The 20,798-nt window shown below is 72.1% G+C and carries 17 protein-coding genes; 9 read left to right on the forward strand and 8 right to left on the reverse strand.

Features of this window, described 5'->3' with window-relative positions:
• Positions 1–12 precede the first annotated feature (12 nt).
• Genes KGD87_RS09175 through KGD87_RS09195 form a run of 5 tightly spaced genes read left to right on the forward strand, consistent with a single transcriptional unit; the run spans position 13 to position 7,061 of the window.
• Positions 13–1,935, forward strand: coding sequence for a serine/threonine-protein kinase (locus KGD87_RS09175; protein WP_284667088.1), 1,923 nt, complete (start codon positions 13–15; stop codon positions 1,933–1,935).
• The gene (locus KGD87_RS09180) at positions 1,932–2,939 is read left to right on the forward strand and encodes a hypothetical protein (protein WP_284667089.1); all 1,008 of its coding nucleotides are present in this window, start codon (positions 1,932–1,934) and stop codon (positions 2,937–2,939) included. Before KGD87_RS09175 ends, KGD87_RS09180 begins: the two co-directional genes overlap by 4 nt.
• A 28-nt stretch (positions 2,940–2,967) precedes the next feature.
• Positions 2,968–4,860, forward strand: coding sequence for a sigma 54-interacting transcriptional regulator (locus KGD87_RS09185; protein ID WP_284667090.1), 1,893 nt, complete (start codon positions 2,968–2,970; stop codon positions 4,858–4,860).
• An 18-nt stretch (positions 4,861–4,878) separates the two neighbouring features.
• Positions 4,879–5,451 (forward strand): hypothetical protein, encoded by a 573-nt coding sequence (locus KGD87_RS09190; protein ID WP_284668606.1) that lies wholly within the window; start codon positions 4,879–4,881, stop codon positions 5,449–5,451.
• Positions 5,448–7,061, forward strand: a complete 1,614-nt coding sequence (locus KGD87_RS09195) for a peptidase associated/transthyretin-like domain-containing protein (protein WP_284667091.1) — start codon at positions 5,448–5,450, stop codon at positions 7,059–7,061. The genes KGD87_RS09190 and KGD87_RS09195 overlap by 4 nt, the downstream gene beginning before the upstream one ends.
• 1 nt (position 7,062) lies before the next feature.
• Here KGD87_RS09195 and KGD87_RS09200 read toward each other — a convergent pair whose 3' ends face one another.
• From KGD87_RS09200 to mutL, 5 genes are all read right to left on the reverse strand, one after another.
• Positions 7,063–7,575: a hypothetical protein gene (locus KGD87_RS09200; protein ID WP_284667092.1), complete on the reverse strand. Its 513-nt coding sequence runs from the start codon at positions 7,573–7,575 to the stop codon at positions 7,063–7,065.
• 88 nt (positions 7,576–7,663) lie between these two features.
• The gene (locus KGD87_RS09205) at positions 7,664–8,596 is read right to left on the reverse strand and encodes a tetratricopeptide repeat protein (protein WP_284667093.1); all 933 of its coding nucleotides are present in this window, start codon (positions 8,594–8,596) and stop codon (positions 7,664–7,666) included.
• Between the two features lie 162 nt (positions 8,597–8,758).
• Positions 8,759–9,481 carry a hypothetical protein gene (locus KGD87_RS09210; RefSeq protein ID WP_284667094.1) on the reverse strand — a complete coding sequence of 241 codons (723 nt, stop codon included), beginning with the start codon at positions 9,479–9,481 and terminating at the stop codon, positions 8,759–8,761.
• A 17-nt stretch (positions 9,482–9,498) separates the two neighbouring features.
• The gene (locus tag KGD87_RS09215; protein ID WP_284667095.1) at positions 9,499–9,654 is read right to left on the reverse strand and encodes a hypothetical protein; all 156 of its coding nucleotides are present in this window, start codon (positions 9,652–9,654) and stop codon (positions 9,499–9,501) included.
• A gap of 95 nt (positions 9,655–9,749) precedes the next feature.
• Positions 9,750–11,600, reverse strand: coding sequence for a DNA mismatch repair endonuclease MutL (gene mutL, locus KGD87_RS09220; RefSeq protein WP_284667096.1), 1,851 nt, complete (start codon positions 11,598–11,600; stop codon positions 9,750–9,752).
• A gap of 102 nt (positions 11,601–11,702) precedes the next feature.
• Between mutL and KGD87_RS09225 the strand changes: the two genes are divergently transcribed.
• Together KGD87_RS09225 and KGD87_RS09230 are read left to right on the forward strand one after the other, a co-directional pair.
• On the forward strand, positions 11,703–12,665 hold the full coding sequence (locus tag KGD87_RS09225; RefSeq protein WP_284667097.1) for an SDR family oxidoreductase: 963 nt from the start codon (positions 11,703–11,705) through the stop codon (positions 12,663–12,665).
• Positions 12,666–12,667: 2 nt separating this feature from the next.
• On the forward strand, positions 12,668–14,572 hold the full coding sequence (locus KGD87_RS09230) for a lysophospholipid acyltransferase family protein (protein ID WP_284667098.1): 1,905 nt from the start codon (positions 12,668–12,670) through the stop codon (positions 14,570–14,572).
• A 40-nt stretch (positions 14,573–14,612) separates the two neighbouring features.
• Here the strand turns inward: KGD87_RS09230 and KGD87_RS09235 are convergent, their stop codons facing one another.
• Both KGD87_RS09235 and KGD87_RS09240 read right to left on the reverse strand, forming a co-directional pair.
• Positions 14,613–15,488 carry a GGDEF domain-containing protein gene (locus KGD87_RS09235; RefSeq protein ID WP_284667099.1) on the reverse strand — a complete coding sequence of 292 codons (876 nt, stop codon included), beginning with the start codon at positions 15,486–15,488 and terminating at the stop codon, positions 14,613–14,615.
• 92 nt (positions 15,489–15,580) lie between these two features.
• Complete coding sequence (locus tag KGD87_RS09240) at positions 15,581–18,190, reverse strand: carboxypeptidase-like regulatory domain-containing protein (protein ID WP_284667100.1); 2,610 nt, start codon at positions 18,188–18,190, stop codon at positions 15,581–15,583.
• Positions 18,191–18,370: 180 nt separating this feature from the next.
• On the opposite strand from KGD87_RS09240, the gene KGD87_RS09245 reads away from it, so the two are divergent.
• Positions 18,371–18,676, forward strand: coding sequence for a DciA family protein (locus KGD87_RS09245; protein ID WP_163784984.1), 306 nt, complete (start codon positions 18,371–18,373; stop codon positions 18,674–18,676).
• Positions 18,676–20,193 carry a CAP domain-containing protein gene (locus tag KGD87_RS09250; RefSeq protein WP_284668607.1) on the forward strand — a complete coding sequence of 506 codons (1,518 nt, stop codon included), beginning with the start codon at positions 18,676–18,678 and terminating at the stop codon, positions 20,191–20,193. Before KGD87_RS09245 ends, KGD87_RS09250 begins: the two co-directional genes overlap by 1 nt.
• 73 nt (positions 20,194–20,266) lie before the next feature.
• On the opposite strand, the gene KGD87_RS09255 is transcribed toward KGD87_RS09250, so the two are convergent.
• Positions 20,267–20,500 carry a hypothetical protein gene (locus KGD87_RS09255; protein ID WP_002636478.1) on the reverse strand — a complete coding sequence of 78 codons (234 nt, stop codon included), beginning with the start codon at positions 20,498–20,500 and terminating at the stop codon, positions 20,267–20,269.
• Positions 20,501–20,798: the final 298 nt, after the last annotated feature.

Consider the following 20,798-nt stretch of genomic DNA (forward strand, 5'->3'; position numbering starts at 1 on the left):
CGCCAACACGCCATGACGACGCTCGTCGGCCGCCATATCGGTCGCTACCGCATCCTCGAGCAGCTGGGCTCGGGGGGCATGAGCGTCGTGTACAAGGGGCTCGACACCGCCCTGGACCGTGAAGTCGCGGTGAAGGTGCTGCACCCGCACCTGGCCGGCAAGGACGAGTCCCGCCGGCGGCTGGCCCGCGAGGCCCGCGCGGTGGCCAAGCTGCACCACCCCAACATCCTGGAGGTCTTCGACTTCTCCGCGGCGGATGCCCAGGACGCGTTCATCGTCACCGAGTACATCCGCGGACAGACGCTGAAGACGTTCATGGACCAGGGGCCCATGGACCCGCCGGAGCTGGCGGCCATGGTCATCCACGAGCTGGCCGCGGCGCTGGCGCACGCGCACGAGTCCGGCGTCATCCACCGCGACCTCAAGCCGGAGAACGTCATGGTGCGCGAGGACGGCGTCCTCAAGCTCATGGACTTCGGCATCGCGCGGCTGATGGACATTGAGGAGCGGATGACCGTCACCGGAACGCTGGTGGGCTCGCCGGCCCACATGGCTCCGGAGATCATCGAAGGCCTGGAGGCGGGCCCCGCGGCGGATGTCTTCAGCGTGGGCATCATGTTCTACGCGGCGATGACGGGACGGCTGCCCTTCAGCGCGTCCAACACCACCGCCACGCTCAAGCGCATCCTGGACGGGGACTACGAGGACGCGCGCCGGCGCGTGCCCGCGCTGTCCGACGAGCTGGCGGACATCTGCGCCACCTGCCTCCAGCGTGAGCCGGAGCGGCGCTACCCCGACGCGGCCCGGCTGCGGGACGCCCTGGCGGACTACCTGGCCGGCCTGGGCTTCGCCCGCGTGGGCGAGGAGCTGGTGTCGTACTTCGCGGACCCGCCGTCGTACCGGAAGCTGGCCCGTCAGCGCCTCGTCGCCACCCTGCTGGAGCGCAGCGAGCGGAAGCTCGCGGAGAAGCGCACCCCGCGCGCCCTGGCCAGCCTCAACCAGGTGCTGGCGCTGGACGCCACCAACGCGCGGGCGCTAGCGCTCCTCAAGGGCCTCCAGCGCGCCCAGCGCCTCAAGACGTGGCGCCGCCGGGGCCTGCGGCTGGGCGTGGGCGTGGCCGCCGCCGGACTGCTGGGCCTGGGCGGCTGGCAGGCCCGCCACGCGAACGTCGCCGAAGTCACCCCACCGCCCGACGCCACCACGCCCGGACAGGTCGCGGCCACGCCGCCTTCGGCTCCGCCTTCCGAGCCGCTCGCCCCCGACACGACTCCGGCCCCGAAGGAGAGCGCCGGGCGTCCGGCGCCAGGCACGGCGCAGCCGCCCCGCCCGGGGGGAGCGGCGCCGCGCCCGGTCAAGGACACGACGGCACCGGGAGGCCTGGCGTCGCGGACGGACGGCGCGCCGGCCGTGGGCGGCGCCGTGCGCGGCCTGGGCACGCGCCCCGAGGACGAGGAGGCGCCGCGCAAGCCGCTGGTGCGCAAGCTGCCGGTGTCCATCCTGGTGCGCCCCTATGGCAGCATCCGCGTGGATGACGGCGCGGCCAGCGCCCAGCCGCTGCAGAAGCATGACGTGGAGGTGACGCCGGGCCGGCACACCGTCACCATCTCCTGCGACTACTGCGAGGACGTGGTGGACACCATCGACGTGCAGCCGGACGGTGACAACGTCTTCCACCTGCGCGCCCAGCCCAAGACGTCCCGCCTGTCGGTGGACTTCGAGCCCGCGGGCGCGCTGGTGCGGGTGGGCGACCAGCTCCGCTCCGCCGAGGACAGCGTGAGGACGCCCTTCGAGGTCCGCTCTCCGCGCGGCCCGGCGGGCTTCCAGCACACCGTGGTGGTGGAGGTCTCCCACCCCGGCTACGTGCCGGAGCGCCGGGTGGTGCAGCTGCGGCCGGGCGAACCCACCACGCTGCGCGGGAGCCTCCGCCCAGAATGAGCCGCCGCCTCCCGCTCTTGCTCACGGCGCTGATGCTGCTCGCTCCGGCCGCCACGCTCGCCCAGGACGCCGGGGATCCGGAGGTCGCCGCGCTGCGCGCCAGCTTCGAGTACGGCAAGTACGCGGAGGTGATGGACCGCGCGGGCTCGCGCATCGACCGGGGCGGCCTGGACGAGGACGACCTGGCGGAGCTGCACAAGCTCGCGGGCCTGGCGGCCTTCAACCTGGGCCGCACCGACGACGCCCGCCGTCACCTGCGCGCGCTGCTCCGGTTGGATCCGGACTTCAGCCTGGACCCCTTCGTCGTCCCGCCGCCCGCGGTGGCCTTCTTCGACACGCTCAAGGAGGACATGGACACGGAGCTGGACTTCCTGCGCCAGGAGCGGCGGCTGCGCCAGGAGCGCGAGAAGGCGGAGGCCGAGCGCCGCGAGCGCGAGCGCCTGGAGGCGGAGGTGAAGCGCCGCCGCGCCGAGGAGCTGGCGTCCCAGGTGACGGTGCGCACGGTGGAGAAGCGCAGCTTCCTGGTCAACTTCGTCCCCTTCGGCGCCGGCCAGTTCCAGCAGGGCCGCAACAGCCTGGGCATCGTCTTCGCCGCCACCGAAGGCGTGCTGGCGGTCACGAGCATCATCTCCTTCTTCGCCTACGAGGGGCTGTTCGAGGAGCGCACCATCGACCTGGACAACGTGCTGGACCCGGACGGCCGGGCCTCCGTCACGGTGCGCTACATCCCCACCAGCCGGGCCCAGCAGCGCGACACGTGGCAGCTGCTCAAGCTGTCGTCGGCCGCGGGCTTCTACGCCATCTACGCCGTGGGCGTGGTGGACGCGCTGTTCCACCACGAGGACCAGGTGGTCCGCAGCACGGTGGAGCCTCGCGCCGAACAACCCACGGCGCCGTCCTCCCGCCCCCCTTCCGCCCGCGCGACGGCACCGAAGACGTACACGCGCGTGGGCCTCTACCCGACCCCCGGCGGACTCGGCGCCGGTCTCACCCTCTCCTTTTGACGGAGACTCCCTCCAGGTACGTGAAGCCATGGCCAGCCTCACCGTCCGCACCCCCGATGGCAAGGTCCGCGCCGTCTCCCTGCACAAGCGCCTCACCAGCATTGGCCGGGGCCCGGACAACGACATCCCGCTGGAGGACACCTCCGTGCCCTCCAGCGCCCTGCACGTCACCTTCGACGGCACGCGCTACGAGGTGGGCAGCCTGGGCGCCACCTTCCACGTCAACGGCAAGAAGCGCGACGCCCATGCGCTCTCCACCGGCGACGTGGTCCGCGTGGGCCACACCGAGCTGATCTTCGCCCGGGACGACGCCCCCCGCGCCCCACCTCCGCCCATGCCCGCGCCGCGCGAGCTGGTGCACACGTCCAATCCGGACTCGCACACCTCGGAGCTGCCTGGCGTCCCCGGCCGCGAGCTGCTGCTGCTGCGCCGGCTCACCGCGTTCAGCGAGCGGCTGCTGGGGCTCTATGACGTGGAGCGCCTCCTGGAGGGCCTGATGGACGAGGCCATCGAGGTGACGCGCGCCGACAAGGGCTTCCTCATCTTGATGGAGAACGGGGAGCCGCGCGTGAAGGTGGCGCGCAACGTGTCCCGGGAGAACATCGAGGACGCGGTGGAGAAGGACAAGATCTCCGACTCCATCATCGCCAAGGTGGTGAAGGAGCAGAAGGCGCTCATCGTCGCGGACGCGCTGGACTCGCCGGAGTTCAACAAGAGCGACTCGGTGGTGAACCTGCGCGTCCACTCCGTCATGTGCGTGCCGCTGATGCAGAAGGGCGACCTCTTCGGCGTCCTCTACGTGGGCAACGACAGGCTGGTGAACCGGTTCGAGCCCAAGAGCGCGGACATGCTCACCATCTTCGCGGCGCAGGCGTCGCTCATCCTCCAGAACGCGATGCTGGTGAGCGACCTCAAGCTCGACAACACCGAGCTGCGCCGCAAGCTGGAGGACCAGCGCTACGGCGACATCGTCGGCGCGTGCCAGGGCATGCGGGACGTGTACAAGCGCATCGACAAGATTGCCCCCACGGACATCTCCGTGCTCATCACCGGCGAGACGGGCACCGGCAAGGAGCTCATCGCCCGGGAGATCCACCGCCGCTCGCCGCGCGCGAAGGGCCCCTTCATCACCATCAACTGCGGCGCGATTCCGGAGAACCTGCTGGAGAGCGAGCTGTTCGGCCACGTGAAGGGCGCCTTCACCGGCGCGGTGGCCACCAAGGCCGGCAAGTTCCAGGCGGCCATCGGCGGCACGCTCTTCCTGGACGAAATCGGGGAGATGCCCCTGCAGCTCCAGGTGAAGCTGCTGCGCGCGCTCCAGGAGAGGATTGTCTACAAGGTCGGCGACAACCGCGGCGAGCCGGTGGACATCCGCGTGGTGGCGGCCACCAACAAGGTGCTCGAGGACGAGGTGAAGAAGAACACCTTCCGCGAGGACCTCTACTACCGCCTCAACGTCGTCACGCTGAAGCTGCCGCCGTTGCGCGAGCGCGGCGAGGACGTGGTGGTGCTGGGCCGCTTCTTCCTCCAGAAGTACGCCCGCGAGTTCAGCTCCAAGGCCCGCGGCTTCACCCCCTCCGCCACCGTGTCCATGCGCAAGTACGGCTGGCCGGGCAACATCCGCGAGCTGGAGAACCGGCTCAAGAAGGCGGTGGTGCTCGCGGACAAGCCGCTGCTGGGGCCGGATGACCTGGACCTGAAGCCGGAGAACCTGGAGCCCATCATGCCGCTGCTCCAGGCAAAGGAAGAGTTCCAGAAGCGTTACATCAACGAGGTGCTGGCCCGGAACAATGGGAACCGCACCAAGACGGCCAAGGACCTGGGAGTGGACCCGCGCACCATCTTCCGGCATCTGGAGAAGCTGGAAGCGGAGAAGTCGGGCCGGCCGCTGCCGCCCGAGGAGGGAGACGAGCTGCTCTAGGGGAGCGGCCCGTCCATGATGATGGAAGCCACGACGCGGCGACACGCCTGGAGACGCAAGCTGTGGCTGCTGCTGGCCACGGGCTGCGCCGCGTCCGGCTGCCTCATCCCCCAGGACGACACGCTGCTGGACGCCGTGCCGGAGTTCATGAACCGGCCGCCGCGCATCATCGACAGCCTCGTCGCGCCCCAGCAGCGCTTCATCCCGGACTTCGGCGCGGACGGCTGCGACCTCACCTTCGAGGTGGCCGTCGAGGACCCGGACGTGGACGACCGCATCGTCGTGCACTGGTACGTGGACTACAACCCGCAGGACCCGCGCGGCCCCTACCGCCAATATGAGCTGGCCAGCACCCGCGAGCCCCGGCGCTCGGACCGGGGCACGCTGCTCATCAGCCTCGCGTCCGCCAACAACCCGCTGGGCACGCCGGGCCCCCACCTGGTGGAGGCGCTGGTGAGCGACGCGGAGCTGGTGGACCGCGTCGTGCGGCCCCGGCCGGTGCAGTTGCCGGACGGCACCACGCTCAACAACCCGGGCTTCGTCGTCACCTATTCGTGGGTGGTCAACACCGTCCAGGGAGACTGCCGGTGAGGCGCCTGTGGCCGCCGCGGCGGCTCGCGTGGACCGTCCTGGTGTCCGGCCTGTCCGGCACCGGCTGCGTGCTGCTGGAGGATGCGCCGGACCCCAGCCAGCTGGTGTGCCGCGCGGACAGCGACTGTGCCTCCAACGAGGTGTGCTTCCCCGACGGGTGCGGCGACCCGGGCCGGGACATCGTGGTGGAGGTGACGCCCAACCCCCATGACGGCCTGCACGCGCAGGACTTCCCGGTGGACGCCATCCGGCCGGAGCTGAACCTGGCGCTGTTCGGGCCCGCCACCGTCCAGGGCAGCACCGTGCGCGCCACCACGCCCGGGGGCAGCGCCCCGCATCCCTACAACGAGCCGCTGCACCTCACCGCCCGCGGGGAGAGCGCGCTACTGCCGGGCGTGGCGCGCCTCTTCACGGCCGACCTGGTCCCCCTCAACGGCGCCTGGGAGCTGCCCGTGGGGACCGGGACGTACACGGTGACGTTGGAGCCGGAGGACGTGGGGCTGCCACCGGTGCGCGGCGCCGCCGCCGTGTCGCCCGGCGGCGCCGTGCCCCTGCAGTTGGTGCTGCCCTCCCCCAACCAGGTGGCCCGGCTGGAAGGCCGGGTGGTGCGCCAGGGCGCGCAGCCCGTGGACGCCGCGCTGCAGGTCCAGGCGCTGGACGCGGACCTGACGCCCCTGTCCCAGCGCGTGCCGGTGGCGCGCGGCTCGGGCGACTTCTCCCTGGCCCTGCCGCTGGAGGCCTCGCAGCGCACCAGCCTCCTGGTGCGCGTGACGGCGGCGGGCGACGCGTGGGTGCCGCAGAAGACGTTCACCGTGGATCCCCGCGAGCCGCTCACCGCGCCGCTGGAGCTGGGTGACTATGGCGAGCCGGTCCAGGTGTCCGGCCGCATCCTGGGACGGGACGGCCGGCCGGTGGCGCGGGCCTCGGTGTCCCTGCGGGGGCCCGTGGGAGGCGGCGGCACGTACCAGGGGCCCCTGGTCGTCGCCGACGGGGAGGGTCGCTTCACGGTGGAGACGCTCCCCTCGGGGCCGGGCGGTACCCTGTCGCTGGTGGTGGTGCCGCCGTCAGGCTCCACCGCGGGCCTGACGGTGCAGTTGGTGGAGGTGCCTCGCACCGGCGCGGTGCTGCCGGACGTCGTGTGCCCGGACCGGCGCATCATCCGGGGGACGATTCTCCAGACGGACAACACCTCCCCGGCGCTGGGCGTGCGGGTGCTGGCGGATCCGGTGGGACCGGTGCCGGGCTGGCCACGGCCCCCGGCGGGCGGCGAGTCCCTGGGCACCACGGACGACACGGGCGCCTTCCGCCTGGGGTTGGATCCGGGCATCTACCGCGTGGACTTCATCCCCACGGAGAACCTGCCTCGCGTCAGCCGCGTCATCACCGTGCTCCCCGGCGACGACGCCTCCGAGCAGGTGCTGGCCACCTTCCCGCTCCAGCGCGGCCGCACGGTGCGGGGCCTGGTGACGGAGGCCGGCGCGCCCTCGCCCTACGCCTCCGTGCGCTTCTACCGGGTGGCGGACCTGGGAGGGCGCCCATCCCCGGTGCTGCTGTCGCAGACGGTGTCGGACCACCTGGGCCGCTACACCGCCCTGCTGCCGGTGCGCTGACTCAGGGCAGCCGGCCGGCGCCGGGGTTGCGGCCCGCGGCGCTCATGGCCTCGTGCAGCGAATCCACCGCGCCGCCCACCTCCCCCGCGTACTGCACCGCGTGGATGGCGTAGAGGTCCTGCACGCGCACCAGGCGGCGGAACACCTCGCGCAGGGGGGCGCGATCACGCGAGTCGAGCGCGCATTCGGACTCCCGCACGCGGAGCTTCTGCAGCCACGCGGTGCGGAAGCGCATCCACTCCTGGTCAACGCTCTTGGCGGGCGACACGTTCACCAGCTTCTCGCGCCCGCTCTCCAGCTCCGACCACAAGGCGCGCGCGCCGTCCAGGCACTCGCGGAACGTGAGCGCCACGGGGGCGGCAGGCAGCTTCTCCGGCGTCATGGCCGACACGGAGCGGCCGACGCTCCAGATGAGCCACAGCGAGAACAGCGTGGTGAGGAGGATGTAAATCCCATACGCGGCACCACGAAAGCGGCGGTAGCGGGGATCTTTCCGGGGGTCGGGAGCGGACACGGGGCCCACGTCTTATGACCGTGGCCCCCGCGTGGCAACGCTTCCGTGTGTCCACCGTCCGGTGGCTGGGGCGCCGGGCCCCCTGGGGCTACTGGCCGGGCTGGCTGGTCGCCTGGGCCGGAGCCGCGGACGCCGGGTTCATCAGGCGCTTCACCGTGGCGATGCGGCCCCGGAACTGCGACTGGTACTGGCTGTTCAGGTAGGCGCCCGCCGCGTCACGGGCGACTTCCAGCGCCTTATCGTACTGGCCGACCTCCTGGTAGGAGTGCGCCAGCAGCAGCATGGCGTAGTCGCGCGTCTTCGACTTGCGGTCACCGTCCACGAAGCGGGCGAGCAGCGGCACGGCCTTCTCGTGGTTGCGGGTGTTGTTGTAGGCCGTGCCCAGGAAGAAGGACGCGTCCAGCGCCTGGTCCTGCGGCGGGTTCATGGCCAGGAACCGCTCCATGTTGGAGATGACGCCGTCCATCTCGTTCTTGCGGAAGGCGATCTTCCCCTGCTCGAACGCGGCGTCGCCCGTCTCCCGGCGCAGCACGCCCGCGCGGTCATTCAGGGCCTGGCGCTCCAGGGTGCTCAGCCGCGACGTGTCCAGCTTCACCAGCGCGTCAATGCCCTTGAGGCGCTCGTCGCCGGGCAGGCTGGTCATCATCTTGTAGACCTTGTTCGCCTCCTGCTGGACCGCCTGGTGCGCCGCGGTGTCCGCGCGCTGCTTCTCCAGTTGGCCGGAGAGGTCGGCGACCGTCTTCTCCAGGCGCTCCTTCTCATTGGTGGCGCTGGAGCTGCGCGCGCTGGTGATCATCAGCGCGGCGCCCACGGAGATGACCGCGAACAGCACGTAGGCCACCGCGGACGACAGCCACTGGCGCTTCTGGAAATCTTCGTGGCGCTTGCCAACCGCCTTCACCTCCGCATGGAGGTTCTTGAGCAGGTTGTCGCTCTTGATGACGAGGTTGCGTGCCTCGACGATCTCACGGCGCAGGTCCGTGAGCTCCTTTTCCACATCCGTTTTCGGCTGGTCTGGCATGGACATCTTCCTAGGCCCGGAAATGATCTCGGCCGATTCGCGCATCGTAAGGAGTTCTCCCGGTCATGCGGCGATAATTTCCGCAGCGGAACAGCGCTGCTTAGCCCATGCATTTCCCAGAAGAAGGGCGACAGCGCCCGCTCGCCCGCCTCCCCTCCGGAGCTACAGGCTCCCGGGCAGCGGCCGTGATGGCTCCGCTGGAAAGCTGTACGTCACGCCCAGCGACAGCCAGCTCCCGCCCAGGCTGAACGAGCCGACGCGCGCCGTGGACGGCCCCACCGGGCCTCGGAGGAACGCGAGCCGGTAGTCCGCGGTGATGCCCCAGCGCGGCGTCAGGCGCAACGTGGCGCCGACGTTGCCCATCCACGTCTGGGTGGTGATTTCCTGGAGCGCCTCCCCCTTGCGCTCCGACGAGGTGAGCGTGGGCCCCGTCAGCAGGCCCGCGAAGGGCACGAGCCCATGCGGGCCCAGCCGCGGAAGCACCGTCTGGAAGCGCAGGCCGATGAGCGCTCCGTAGCCCAGCACGTCCACCTGCCGGGCCTGCGGCGGCCCCCCGTCGACGCCCGGCTCGTTGAGGTACAGGCGGCTCTGCGTGCCGAACAGGTCGATGCCCACCTCCAGCAGGTCGGAGATGGCGTAGGCGAAGGACCCCACCACCGTGGGCCCGCCCGCCACTTCCCGGGCACGCGGCAGCCCCTGGTTGGCGGAGCGCGCATACCAGCCGTCGTAGAGCGTCTTGTTGGGGGTGACGCGCCAGCCGCCCTGGATGGTGATGCGGCCCACCCCATCCAGCGAGGTGGACACGTCCTCATCGCCGTAACCGTCATACTGCGCGGCGGCGGGGGTGGAGAGCAGCAGTGCGAGCGGAAGGAGGCGGCGGAGCATCAATGGCGGCTTTGGCGTCAGGGGCGCTTGGGGCGCAGCGCGATTTCCAGGAAGGTGGTCCGTCGGCGGCGCAGCGAGGCGACGAAGCAGCGCACCACGCATCCGGCGCCGAACTCGCGCAGCACCACGCCGAGATTCGCCACCACGTCCCGCAGGGTGATCACCCCGTGCATGTGCCCGCTCCTGTGCGCTGCGGAGGTTGGCCTGGGTGCTACAGGCGTGTGGCGCACGCTAACAGGGGGTCCCCCCCCGTCAATTTTCAGGGCGCTCAGCGGGCGCGCCGCTCCAGCTCCAGGAGGGGAATCTCCAGCACCACCACCGTGCCGTGACTGCACGGGGGATGGAAGTCGGCCCGGTCCAGCTCCCCAAGCAGCGCGCGGAGCTGCGCGTCGGAGAGCGGCGCCGCGCCGGCCTGCTTCGCGGCGTGGCACGCCATCACCCGCACCGCCTCCGCCAGCGACACCGTGTCCAGCGTCGCGCTCTTCGGCGGAAGCGCCCGCGCCAGGGCCTCCAGCAGCGCGCGCGCGTCCGCGCCTTCCAGTCCCGGCGGCACCGTCTTCAACGCCACCGTGGTGCCGCCGAACGGCTCCACGTCGAAGCCCAGGCGGGACAGGGCGTCCCTGCCCTCCACCAGGGCCTTGGCCGCCGCGACGGGCAGCTCCAGCGTGGTGCCGAAGAGCGTGGGCGCCGGAGGCGGCTTGCCGGACTCCAACGCGCGCAGGTAGCCCGTCAGGCGCGCGCGCTCCAGCGCCGCGTGCGGGTCCATCACCACCAGCGTGCCCCCCGGCCCCTCGCAGAGATGGAAGCGGCCGCCCAGCATGCCCAGGGGCCGCAGCGCGCCGAAGTAGCCCGGCGGGGGGGCCTCGTTGAGTTGGGGCTGCGCCTGTCCGAAGGCGGGGGCCTGCCCCACCGCGGCGGCGAAGGGCAGCGCGCCCGGCCGGCCCCCCTGCCCCAGGGGCGGCGCCCCCGGACCGGGCCCCGGCGCGTCCATGGCGGTGGGCAGCGGGCCGCCCCACGCGGCTTCCTGGGCGCGGGTGAGGAAGCGCTCCACCGCGTGCGCGTAGTGCGCGGCGTCCATGGGCTGGCCGGCCTGGGGCCCGGTGCCCTCCACGCCCGAGCCCAGCCACGGCGCGGCGCGCAGCATGCGGGTGAGCGCGGCCGTCACCGCCTCCTGGACACCCCGGGCGTCGGCGAAGCGGACCTCCTGCTTCTGGGGGTGCACGTTGACGTCCACCGCGCGCGGGTCCACGTCGATGTGCAGCACCACCACGGGCTGGCGCCCGGCGGCGAGGAAGTCCTGGTACGCGCGCTGGATGGTGCCAATGAGGCCGCGGTCCCGGATGTAGCGCCGGTTGACGAAGGTGTAGAGGCCGCGCGCGTTGTTGAAGGTGAACTCGGGCGAGGCGGCATACCCCGTGACGGCCACGCCCAGCCGGCGCTCCTCCACGGGGAACAGGTGCGGATGGGCCGTGGAGCCCAGCGCCGCGGCGATCCGCTCGCGCGGGTCATCCGGGCAGGCCGCGCTGGAGAAGAGCGTGCCGCCCTCATGCGAGGCGAAGAAGCCCACCTCCGGGTACGCCAGGGCCAGCCGCACCACGGCCTCCTCCGCGTGCTTCAGCTCCGTGTCGCCCCGGCGCAGGAACTTGCGGCGCGCGGGCACGTTGAAGAACAGGTCCTCTATCGTGATGACCGTGCCCGTCCTCGGCGGCGCGTCCTCCACCAGCGGTGGCCCACCTCCCTCCACCGACACCCGCGTGCCCACCTCGGAGCTCGGGTCCGCGGTGTGAAGTGTGAACCGGGAGACGGATGCGATGGCGGGGATGGCCTCGCCCCGGAACCCCATGGAGTCAATGTGGAACAGGTCGTCCAGCTCGCGCAGCTTGCTGGTGGCGTGGCGCTCCAGGCAGGCCACGGCGTCCGTGCGCCCCATGCCGTGCCCGTCATCCGACACGATGATGCGGTCCACGCCCCCGCCGTCCAGCTCGACGCGGACCGTGCTGGCCCCGGCGTCAATGGCGTTCTCCACCAGCTCCTTCACGACGGAGGCGGGGCGCTCCACCACCTCGCCGGCGGCGATCTTGTTGATGAGGACGTCGCTGAGACGGGCAATCCGGGACATGACGGCCGGACACCCTCCGCCACCCAGGCGACGTTGTCCAGCAACACAACAGGCGTCGCGGCTGACAATCTCAGGCGGCTGGGCTAACACACGGCGCCGCGTATGGACGTGTCACGACCAGGCAAGGGGCGGCTGCGCATCGCGGTGACCGGCGCGAGCGGCGACTATGGGCGGCTCCTGCTGTCGCGGCTGGACCAGGATCCCGACGTGGAGAGCATCCTCGTGCTCGACGTCACCCGGCCGGAGGGCGATAAGGTGGAGTTCCACCGCGTGGACCTCACCCGGTACGACGCCGAGAGCGAGCTCACCGACGCGCTCACCGAGCGCCCCGTGGACGCGCTCTACCACCTGGCGTTCCTCTTCGGCCCCATCCGCAACGGCTCCCTGGCGCACGAGTTGGAGGTCATCGGCACCATGAACGTGCTGACGGCGGCGGGCCGCGCGCGGCTGCCCCGGCTGGTGGTGCCCTCCATGACGGCCGTCTACGGGGCGCGCGGCAACAACCCCGCCCTGCTGCGCGAGGACTCGGCGCTCCAGGGTTGCCCGCACAGCCGCTTCGTCACCGACAAGGTGGAGGTGGAAGGCCAGGTGCGCGCCTTCCGGGAGCGGCATCCGGACATGCGCGTGCTGGTGCTCCGCTTCGCGCCGGTGCTCGGCCCCTCCGTGGACAACCCGGCCACGCGCTTCTTGAAGAACCCGGTGGTGCCCACGCTGATGGGCTTTGATCCGCTCTGGCAGGGGCTGCACGAAGACGACGCCGCGCGGGCCTTGCACCTGGCCCTGCGCGCGGACGCTTCCGGCGAGTTCAACATCGTGGGCCACGGGGTGATGTCGATCTCCGGACTCATTCAGCAGGCGGGCGCGCGGCCGCTTCCCCTGCCAGGGCCGCTGTTTCGGGCCGGCCTGCATACGTTGGACGCCGTGGGCGCGGGCACGTTGCCCGTGGCCCTGCTCGACTACATCCATTACTCATGGGTCGCGGACGGCGAGCGCGCCGAATCCGTACTCGGGTTCATCCCCCTCCACCATGTCAGAGACGCCGCTGCGGCGCTGAAGAGGAGCTAGTCATGGCCAAGGGCGTCCTTGGGAACGATCCCTTCAAGCGCGGCGCCGCGTCGCGCCCCACCGAGGCGTCCACGCCGGGTGGCGAGGAGAAGGCCGCCGCCGCGGAGACGGTGACGAAGAAGCAGCAGGGGAATGGCGGGACGGCGGCCGCGAAGGCCGGTGGCAAGGCGGCCTCCGCGAAGTCGCGCAAGCACGAGGGCAAGAAGACGCCCGCGAAGGCCAAGGGCGGCAAGGCGGCCGGAGGCAAGAAGGGCGCCGCGGCTGCCCGGCCTCCGGCGCAGGCATCGGCGACGCGGGCCCCGGCGCAGGGCGCGAAGGCCACTGCCCACGCTCAGCCGCCGCATGCCACCCGGGACTCTGTCCACGGCCCAGGCGACGCCGCCCTCCCCTTGCGCGAGCCCGCGGCATCCACGCTGGACGCACCAGCCCCCGGCCCGGTGAACGATGCCGGACCCCCCACGTCGAAGCAGCGCGACGTGGACCATGCCCTGGCGGAAGCCCTGGCCGCCGACGTGGCCGAAGCCACCGCCACCGCCGCGGTGGACGCGGCGCTGGGCGCACAGCCCGGCCCCGACGCCGAGCTCGAGCGGCTCATGGCCACGGAGCTCGCGACCGAGCTGGCCGAAGCCGCGGTGGAGAAAGCACTGGAGCAGGGCTCACCTGCCCAGCCGCTGGAACAGGAGCAGGCGCTCGCCGCGGCCGTGGCCGCGCAGGTGGCGGACAGCGCCGCGCGGGCCGCCATGGACGCGGGGCGTGCCCACCACGCCCCACCGGAGGCTCCGGCCGTCACCCGGTGGGAGCAGGAGACGTCCGTCCGCGTCGTGGTGACGGAAGAGGCGGACACCTCCGCGGTGGAGCCGGAGGTGGAGCTGCCGGATGCCACGCGCGACGAGTTCCCGCCCGGCCGCAGGGGCCCGCTGTCGCTGGTACCGCCGCCCGCCGCGAGCCCGGGTGAGTCCAACCGGGAGTCCTTCTCTCCGGAGTTCGGACGCGGTGAGCCCGAGGGCGTCCGTCCCCTGGCGGAGCGCGCCGTGGCGGCCCTGTCCCTGGCGCGTGACATCGCCGGGCAGGCGCTGGCGAGCGAGAGCCTGGCCCGGGCGATGCTCGCGATGGGCGGGCTGAAGGACATGGTCCGCGCGGGCCTGGGCGCCGGCGGTGGCGAGAACCTGGACGCGTACGGCAAGGACCCATCGCTCGTCGAGCGGCTGGAGCCCGTGCTCGAGTTCCTCTATTCGCAGTACTGGCGCGTGTCCGTCCAGGGCGTGGACCACGTGCCGCCGGGCGCGGCCATCCTGGTGGCCAACCATTCGGGCGCCCTGCCCTACGACGGGCTCGTCATGTCCATGGCCCTCACGCGTGAGCGCCCGGACCTGCGCGAGCCTCGCTGGCTGGTGGAGGACCAGGTCTTCCACGCACCGATGGTGGGCACCCTCTTCAACCGCCTGGGCGCCGTGCGGGCCTGCCCGGAGAACGCGCTGCGGCTGTTGGACGAGCACCGCCCGCTGGTCGTCTTCCCCGAAGGCTACCAGGCCCTCAGCAAGCCCTTCGGTGAGCGCTACCGCCTGAAGCGCTTCGGCCGCGGCGGCTTCGTGAAGCTGGCGCTGCGCACGGGCGCGCCCATCGTCCCCGTGGCCATTGTCGGCGCGGAGGAGACGTCGCCCCTGCTGGGCCGCATCCCCGCGTCCTTCCTGGGCCTGCCCTACGTGCCCCTTACGCCGCTGGGCCCCCTGCCCCTGCCGGCCAAGTGGAGCATCCGCTTCGGCGAACCCATTGGCGTCGAGGACCTCGCGCCCGAGGCGGCGGACGACCTGGGCGAAGTCCAGCGCCTCACCGAGCGCACCCGCGAGGCCATCCAGAGCATGCTCCAGTCGCTGCTGCGCGAGCGCCGCTCCGTCTTCGCGGGCTGAAGCGCAGGGCGCCTGGACAGGCTTGTGGTGGGCTGGAGACTCAGCCCACCACGCGGTTGCGGCCGGACGTCTTCGCCTCGAAGAGCTTCTCGTCGGCGTCGCGCACCAGCTCACCCGACTCGCGGTGGTGTGGCTCCAGCACCGCGAGGCCCACGGACACCGTGACGGGGATCGCCTGCCGGTCGAACTCGAAGTACTGCTTCTCCACCAGCCGGCGCACCTTCTCCGCGAGCTGGCGCGTGCCGGCCAGCGACACCTCCGGCAGCAGGATGGCGAACTCCTCGCCGCCGTAGCGCGCGAACACGTCCTCACGGCGGATCTTCGTGCGCACCGTGGACGCCAGCTGCTTGAGCACCGAGTCACCCGCCAGGTGCCCGTACTTGTCATTCACCGCCTTGAAGTGGTCGATGTCCAGCAGCACCAGCGACAGCATCCGCTCGTAGCGGCGGCTCCGCGAAATCTCCCGGTCCAGCTGCTCGTCGAAGTAGCGCCGGTTGTAGATCTGCGTGAGGCCGTCCATCGTGGTCAGCCGGTAGATTTCGTCGTGGTACGCGGCCTCGATGTTGCCGCCGGCGATGTACTTGAAGATGGTGCGGCCAATCTTCACCAGGTCGCCGTTGCGCAGCTCGCGCACGCCCTCCGCCAGCTCGTCGTTGACGAACGTGCCGTTGGTGGAGCCCAGGTCGCGGATGCGCACGCCCTCACGCGAATTGGTGATGCTCGCGTGGTTGCGGCTGACCGACTCCTGGTCGATCTGGATGTCCGCCTTGGACGAGCGCCCGATGAGCGTCTCCTCGGACGTGAGGTCGAACTTGCGCCCCAGGTCCAAGCCGTAGATCACCACCAGCGCCGCGTCGAGGTTGACCGGCCGGTCGGAGATCTTCGAGATGACCGTGACGACCGTCTCCTTCTGCACCTTGCCTCCCGGGACAACAACGCTACCACCCGGCAAATCAAGAAAGCGAGTCAGTGCATGGGAATCCAGGTGGGTGTTCCCGCACTCGGGTGTCAGGGAATGTCGACGTGCCGGGTCGCGGCGACGAGCGGGCGCAGGGGGTCACCCTCCGGGTCCACCAGGGTGGCCACCAGCGACACGCCCAGCCCCGAGCATGTCGCCGGGAGCTGCAGCTCCGCCTCGCCGCGTCCTGGCGCCACGGGGGCGGCGGCGAACAGCACCTGGCCGTCGCAATCCGTGCCGCCCCGCAGGCTGACGCGCACCTGGCCTTCGCCCCCTGAACCCGTGCCCAGGCGGAAGCCGGAGACGCTCACCCGCACCGCGCTGCCTCGGGCCAGCCGCTGCCCATCCGCCTCCGGATGGCGCCACGTCACCTCCGGCCGGCCCAGGCTCAGCGTGGCGACGGCCTCCGTCAGGTCCGCGAGCCGCTCCACGCCCAGGCCCTCCGCGGCCACCAGGCGGGACGGGCCCTGCCCCATGCGCCGGTCCAGGCCCCGCACGCGCAGCGCCTCCACCTGGAGCTTCGCCCGCCCGTGCTGCGGCAAGCCGTCGAAGGTGCGGTCCTCGAACCCCAGCGGCGGCCGGGGAACGACGACGCCGTCGTCCGTGTCGTCCGGGTCCATCAACACCGTCCAGCGGCGGCCGGCGCGGTTGGTGAACTCGGCGCGCACCACGCTGGCCCGTCCGTCCACCTGGGCCCGGAACTCGCGGCCGTCGAGCTCGCCGTGGGCGTCCCGGTCGAAGTTGTAGCGAGCGGACTCCGGAAGGGAGAGGAAGCCCAGCCCCGCGTCCACGGGCCGCAGGCCGTCCGGGTCGAACTCCGGCCGGGGCAGCCTCGCCACGAGCGCGCTGGTGGCCACCGTGCCGTCCTGGGCGTGGGCCCCCGACGTGGCCGACACCACCAACCGGTACGGCAGTCCCTCCAGGCCCCGGTGCGTGGGCGCCATGCGAACAGGCACCAGCCCGGGCCGGCCCAGCCGCGCATCGGCGTCCGTGTTCGGGTCGGCCGGCGCCACGTTGGCCGCGGCGCCCAGCCCCAACGGCACCATGCCCCGGCCGGGGACCGCCACGGTGGCCAACACGTAGGCGCGGTCCAGGTGCGCGCCCCGGTACTGAGGCAGCGGCGGCACACGCACGGCGAAGGGGAACGACAGCCGCACGCCCGGCGTTCCCCGCTCGAAAGGCAGCGCCTGCGCGTACTCCGCCGCACCGGTATCCGGCTCGCCGGTGAGGATGCCGGGCGTGGGCGCCAGGGTGAAGCGGGCGTCACGCGACAGCGCCGACAAGAAGCGCGTGGAGCCGGGCACCAACTGCCCCAATTGCAGCAGCGGATCCATCCCCGGCGCCAGCAGGTTGAGGGGGAGCTCGTTCAGGGGGAGCGCGCCCGTCAGCGCCCAGGCCGTCCGCGTCCCACAGGCGCCCGTGCGAATGGCCAGCTCCGCGTCCAGCACGCCCGGCAGCGAGCCATCACACACACCCGCCACGCCCGGGGCCGCGACCTCCGGCATCGTGCTGCCCGCCAGCCACAGCGCGCTCCCCGACGGCAGCGACAGGCGGTCCGGGCCCGTGCCCAAGGGGGGCGCCACCTCGCGCTCCGGGCCCAGGAAGGACTCGGGCGCCATTTCGGAGGGGAGCCCCGGCACGGACAACCCCATCAGCCCCACGCGCAGCGAAACCGCCGTCGAGGAGGGCTCCGTCAGCGTGGGGAAGGGGCCCTTCACGCCGCCGAAGCGGTCCAGGGGGTTGCGGCGCAGGGCCATCCGCACGTCGCGGAACTGGCTCGCGTCGTGGCGCGCCAGCGTCAGGTAGCCGTAGTCGGGGTGGAAGGCTGAGAGCGCCACCTCCCCCTCCGCGGGCACCCAGGCGGCGCCGTCGGCGTTCGTCACCATGGCAGCCTCCAGGTCGCCGTCGTCATCGGACACCGCGACGACGGCCAGCGGCACCGGGCGCCCGGTGAGCGCATCCACCACCAGCACGCGCACCCCGCCCGGGGTCACCTCGGCGGGCAGCACGGTGACGCGCGCATGGCAGGAGGCGCTTCCCACCCGGGCCGCCAGCGCCAGGTGCTCCGAGGCGGGCTCGCCCAGCACGACGGAGGCCTGGTGGCCGTCTCCGCCCCCGACGACGGAGGCAGACAGCGCCTCCCACGCCACACCATCACGCAGCACCAGCGGCGCGCCCGTCGCTTCGCGCACCCACACCCGGAAGTCCACCGTCATGCCCGGGGTGCCCACGACGACGTCCGGCGTCACCTCGCACGCCACCGCCCGGGCTTCGGACGGCGGCGCGCCACACGCTCCGTCACGGCACACCGCGCCCGCGTCACAGTCCGTGTCGGCGGCACAGACGACGGGCACGCACCGGTTCATGTCGCATTGGCAACCGGCGCCGCCGGCCTCGTCACACGCGGCCAGCGCATGAGCGCCCCGCCGCGCCTGGCCGCAGTCCTCGCGCGTCAGGCAGGCGGGCTCGCAGCGCGAGGTGGCCGAATCACAGAAGAAGAGCGCGGGGTCCGGGCAGTCCTGATCGACGGAGCAGTAGGTCCCCTGTGGGAACGGACCGATGGGGAGGTCAGTCCCCATGTCCATGTCGCCGCAGCCGCTCAGGCACAGCAGGACACAGGCCAGGCAAGCCAGCACGAGGGGACGGGGTGTGGGACTCATACGGATGCGGCTCCGGGGGGACCGTCCGCGACCTTACAGGCAGGACGCGCGCTGCGCGACGGTACGCGGCGCCGGCCGCCGCCCTTCGAGCCCCATCATAGCCCGTCCGCCCGCCGTGCGCCCCTCCTCCGCAAGCGACAGTTGGCTTTCGGGGGTAACGGATCGATGATCGCCCCCCTGATGGCCCGTGGTGAACCCAAGTCCCTGGAAAGTCTCCTTCCCCGCGTCCTGGCACGCCTGGCGGGAGAGTCCGGCAAGGGCCACGCGCTGGCGCCGGTGTGGGCGGCGGTGGTCGGTCCGCACCTCGCGCGCCACACCACCCCCCAGGCCCTGCATGGCACCACCCTGGTGGTGGCGGTGACGGGCGCCCAGTGGGCCCAGTCGCTGGAGTCCGAAGCGGCCTCGCTGTGCGAGCAGCTCAACGCGCGGCTCGGCCCCGGCACAGTGACGGCCCTCTCCTTCACGTTCCAGGTGGCGCGTCGATGATGCTGGCCCTGTTGGCGCTCGGCGCCTTCCTGGCCGCCGCGCCTCCGCCGTCGTCGTCCGGCATGGAACGCAGCGCCGCCCAGCACGTCAGCCGCGAATTCGAGCGCGTGGGGCGGCGCGTCCCGGTGGAGGACCCGAAGCTGACCACCGCCGCGCGGCGCCTGGCGCACGAGGCCCTCACCGAATACACCACCGGCGCGCCGGGCCTCTTCACCCTCACCTCCGCCGTCAGCGACGCGGGCGCGGCGGATCCCTCCCCTCGGGCGCTGGTCATCCGGGCGTGGGTGCCACGGCACGCCATCGAGACCTTCCTCGACCGCGACGACTTCAACAGCGAGCGCGCCTCGCACTTCGGCGTGGGCGTGTCCGTCCTCGGCAAGCGCGCGGCGCTCGTCCTGCTGCTGGTGGACCGCAAGGCGGAGCTCCAGGACTTCCCGCGCCTCATCGCCCAGGACAAGCGCTCGGCCATGACGCTCTGCGGCGCCCTGGTCCCACCGCTGCGGCGGGCAGAGGTGTACGTCACCCAGCCGAACGGCGGAGTGAAGCTCATGCCCGTCCAGAGCCGGGGCGCGCGGGGCGGCTTCTGCAGCCGGCTCGCCTTCGCCACGCCGGGCACGTACACGGTGGAGGTGGTGGGACGCGCGGACGGCGGGCCGGAGGTGGCGGCGCTCTTCCTGGTGGACCTGGGCGAACCCCGCAAGCACGCCGCCATCGAGGACACCGCCGAGCCCACCACGCTGGAGGACGCCCGCCGGGCCGTCTACGCGCGCATCAACGCCCTCCGCCGCGCCCACGCGTTGCCCGAGCTGTCCCCCGACGCCGTGCTGGAGCAGGTGGCCCTGGACTACAGCGCGCGCATGTCGAAGGAGGGCTTCTTCGCCCACATCGCCCCGGACGGGTCCACGCTGACGACGCGCCTGCCGGCGGGCGCACGCTATGTGCGCGCGGGTGAGAACCTGGGTCTGGCCGCGGGGCCGCTGGCGGCCCACTTCGGTATCGAGCACAGCCCTGGCCACCGGCGCAACGTACTGGACCCGGGCTTCCGCTTCATGGGCGTGGGCGTGGCGTTCCACACGGTGAACGGGCGCAAGGAGGCCGTCCTCACCGAGGTCTTCACCGTCGCCCCACCCGCTTCGCCGGAGCTGGCGGACCCGCGGCAGGATGCCTACGACGCGCTGAGCCGGCTGCGCGCCACCCGCAAGCTGCCGCCCCTGACGCGCAACGCCGCGCTCGAGACACTGGCCCGCGCCCACGCCACGCGCGCGCTGGAGCTGGACCAGCCCTCTGCCCAGCCCGGTGAAGCCCCGGTGCACGACCGCGTCTTCGAGCTGCTGCCCGACGCGGGAACGGCGTCCGTGGACTTCTTCGTGGTGTCGGACCCCACGGCGATTCCGGAGTCCCGCAGCCTGGCCGACGCCACGAACAACCGCGTGGGCGTGGGCGTGGTGCGGGGAGACTCCCGCCGCTTCGGCACGAATCAATACTGGGTGGCTGTCATCTACGCGGCCGTCCCCTGAGGTCCCGCACGGAGACGCCGTGCGGGGTGCCCCCGGTGGGTGTGGCCAGGGGCGTCAACGCCAGGAACCCCGCTCAGACAGGCCGGCGCTGCGTGGCGTAGGCCTCGAGCCCCATCTGCGGCGGCGCCACCTGCTGATACATGGGGCACTTCATGCAGGTGAACGACTGCCAACCCCGCCGGACGGCTTCATCCAGGCAGTTGTCATACTGATGACAGTTGAGGTTGCGGTGGGTCTCGACGCCGGCACGCTTCGGCCCGGCTTCGGGGTTGATGGTTTGTGGCAGATCGGCTGGACACGGCTTCATGAAGCCCTCCCTCTGAACTGTTTCCCCCCCGAGCGCTGTGAACGAGCAGTGCTACCTGACGACAACGACTGGACCCGCCATGCGACGACGGACCGGAGTGGCGCTGAGCGGCGGCGCAAGGTAGTGATTCACTCCGGGTGACGCAATGGGTCGGCTGTTCCTACCCAAGTGCACGTAATCGCCTGGACGCTTTCAGCGAATGACATCGGGTGCTGAACAGTCAGGACTGGCCCGACACCGCGCGGATCTAGGACTTGTCGCGCCCGCTGTCAAACCACCCTCCCTCCAGGGCAAGGGG

Origin of the sequence: Myxococcus sp. SDU36, from assembly GCF_030168875.1 — a bacterium.
In the GTDB taxonomy this organism is placed as follows: domain Bacteria; phylum Myxococcota; class Myxococcia; order Myxococcales; family Myxococcaceae; genus Myxococcus; species Myxococcus vastator.

Coding starts and splice junctions, on each gene's coding strand:
- KGD87_RS09240 (WP_284667100.1), bottom strand. CDS start 18,190: ATGAGTCCCACACCCCGTCCCCTCGTGCTGGCTTGCCTGGCCTGTGTC.
- KGD87_RS09225 (WP_284667097.1), top strand. CDS start 11,703: ATGGACGTGTCACGACCAGGCAAGGGGCGGCTGCGCATCGCGGTGACC.
- KGD87_RS09205 (WP_284667093.1), bottom strand. CDS start 8,596: ATGCCAGACCAGCCGAAAACGGATGTGGAAAAGGAGCTCACGGACCTG.
- KGD87_RS09250 (WP_284668607.1), top strand. CDS start 18,676: ATGCTGGCCCTGTTGGCGCTCGGCGCCTTCCTGGCCGCCGCGCCTCCG.
- KGD87_RS09215 (WP_284667095.1), bottom strand. CDS start 9,654: ATGCACGGGGTGATCACCCTGCGGGACGTGGTGGCGAATCTCGGCGTG.
- KGD87_RS09230 (WP_284667098.1), top strand. CDS start 12,668: ATGGCCAAGGGCGTCCTTGGGAACGATCCCTTCAAGCGCGGCGCCGCG.
- KGD87_RS09245 (WP_163784984.1), top strand. CDS start 18,371: ATGGCCCGTGGTGAACCCAAGTCCCTGGAAAGTCTCCTTCCCCGCGTC.
- KGD87_RS09190 (WP_284668606.1), top strand. CDS start 4,879: ATGATGGAAGCCACGACGCGGCGACACGCCTGGAGACGCAAGCTGTGG.
- mutL (WP_284667096.1), bottom strand. CDS start 11,600: ATGTCCCGGATTGCCCGTCTCAGCGACGTCCTCATCAACAAGATCGCC.
- KGD87_RS09210 (WP_284667094.1), bottom strand. CDS start 9,481: ATGCTCCGCCGCCTCCTTCCGCTCGCACTGCTGCTCTCCACCCCCGCC.
- KGD87_RS09175 (WP_284667088.1), top strand. CDS start 13: ATGACGACGCTCGTCGGCCGCCATATCGGTCGCTACCGCATCCTCGAG.
- KGD87_RS09255 (WP_002636478.1), bottom strand. CDS start 20,500: ATGAAGCCGTGTCCAGCCGATCTGCCACAAACCATCAACCCCGAAGCC.
- KGD87_RS09180 (WP_284667089.1), top strand. CDS start 1,932: ATGAGCCGCCGCCTCCCGCTCTTGCTCACGGCGCTGATGCTGCTCGCT.
- KGD87_RS09185 (WP_284667090.1), top strand. CDS start 2,968: ATGGCCAGCCTCACCGTCCGCACCCCCGATGGCAAGGTCCGCGCCGTC.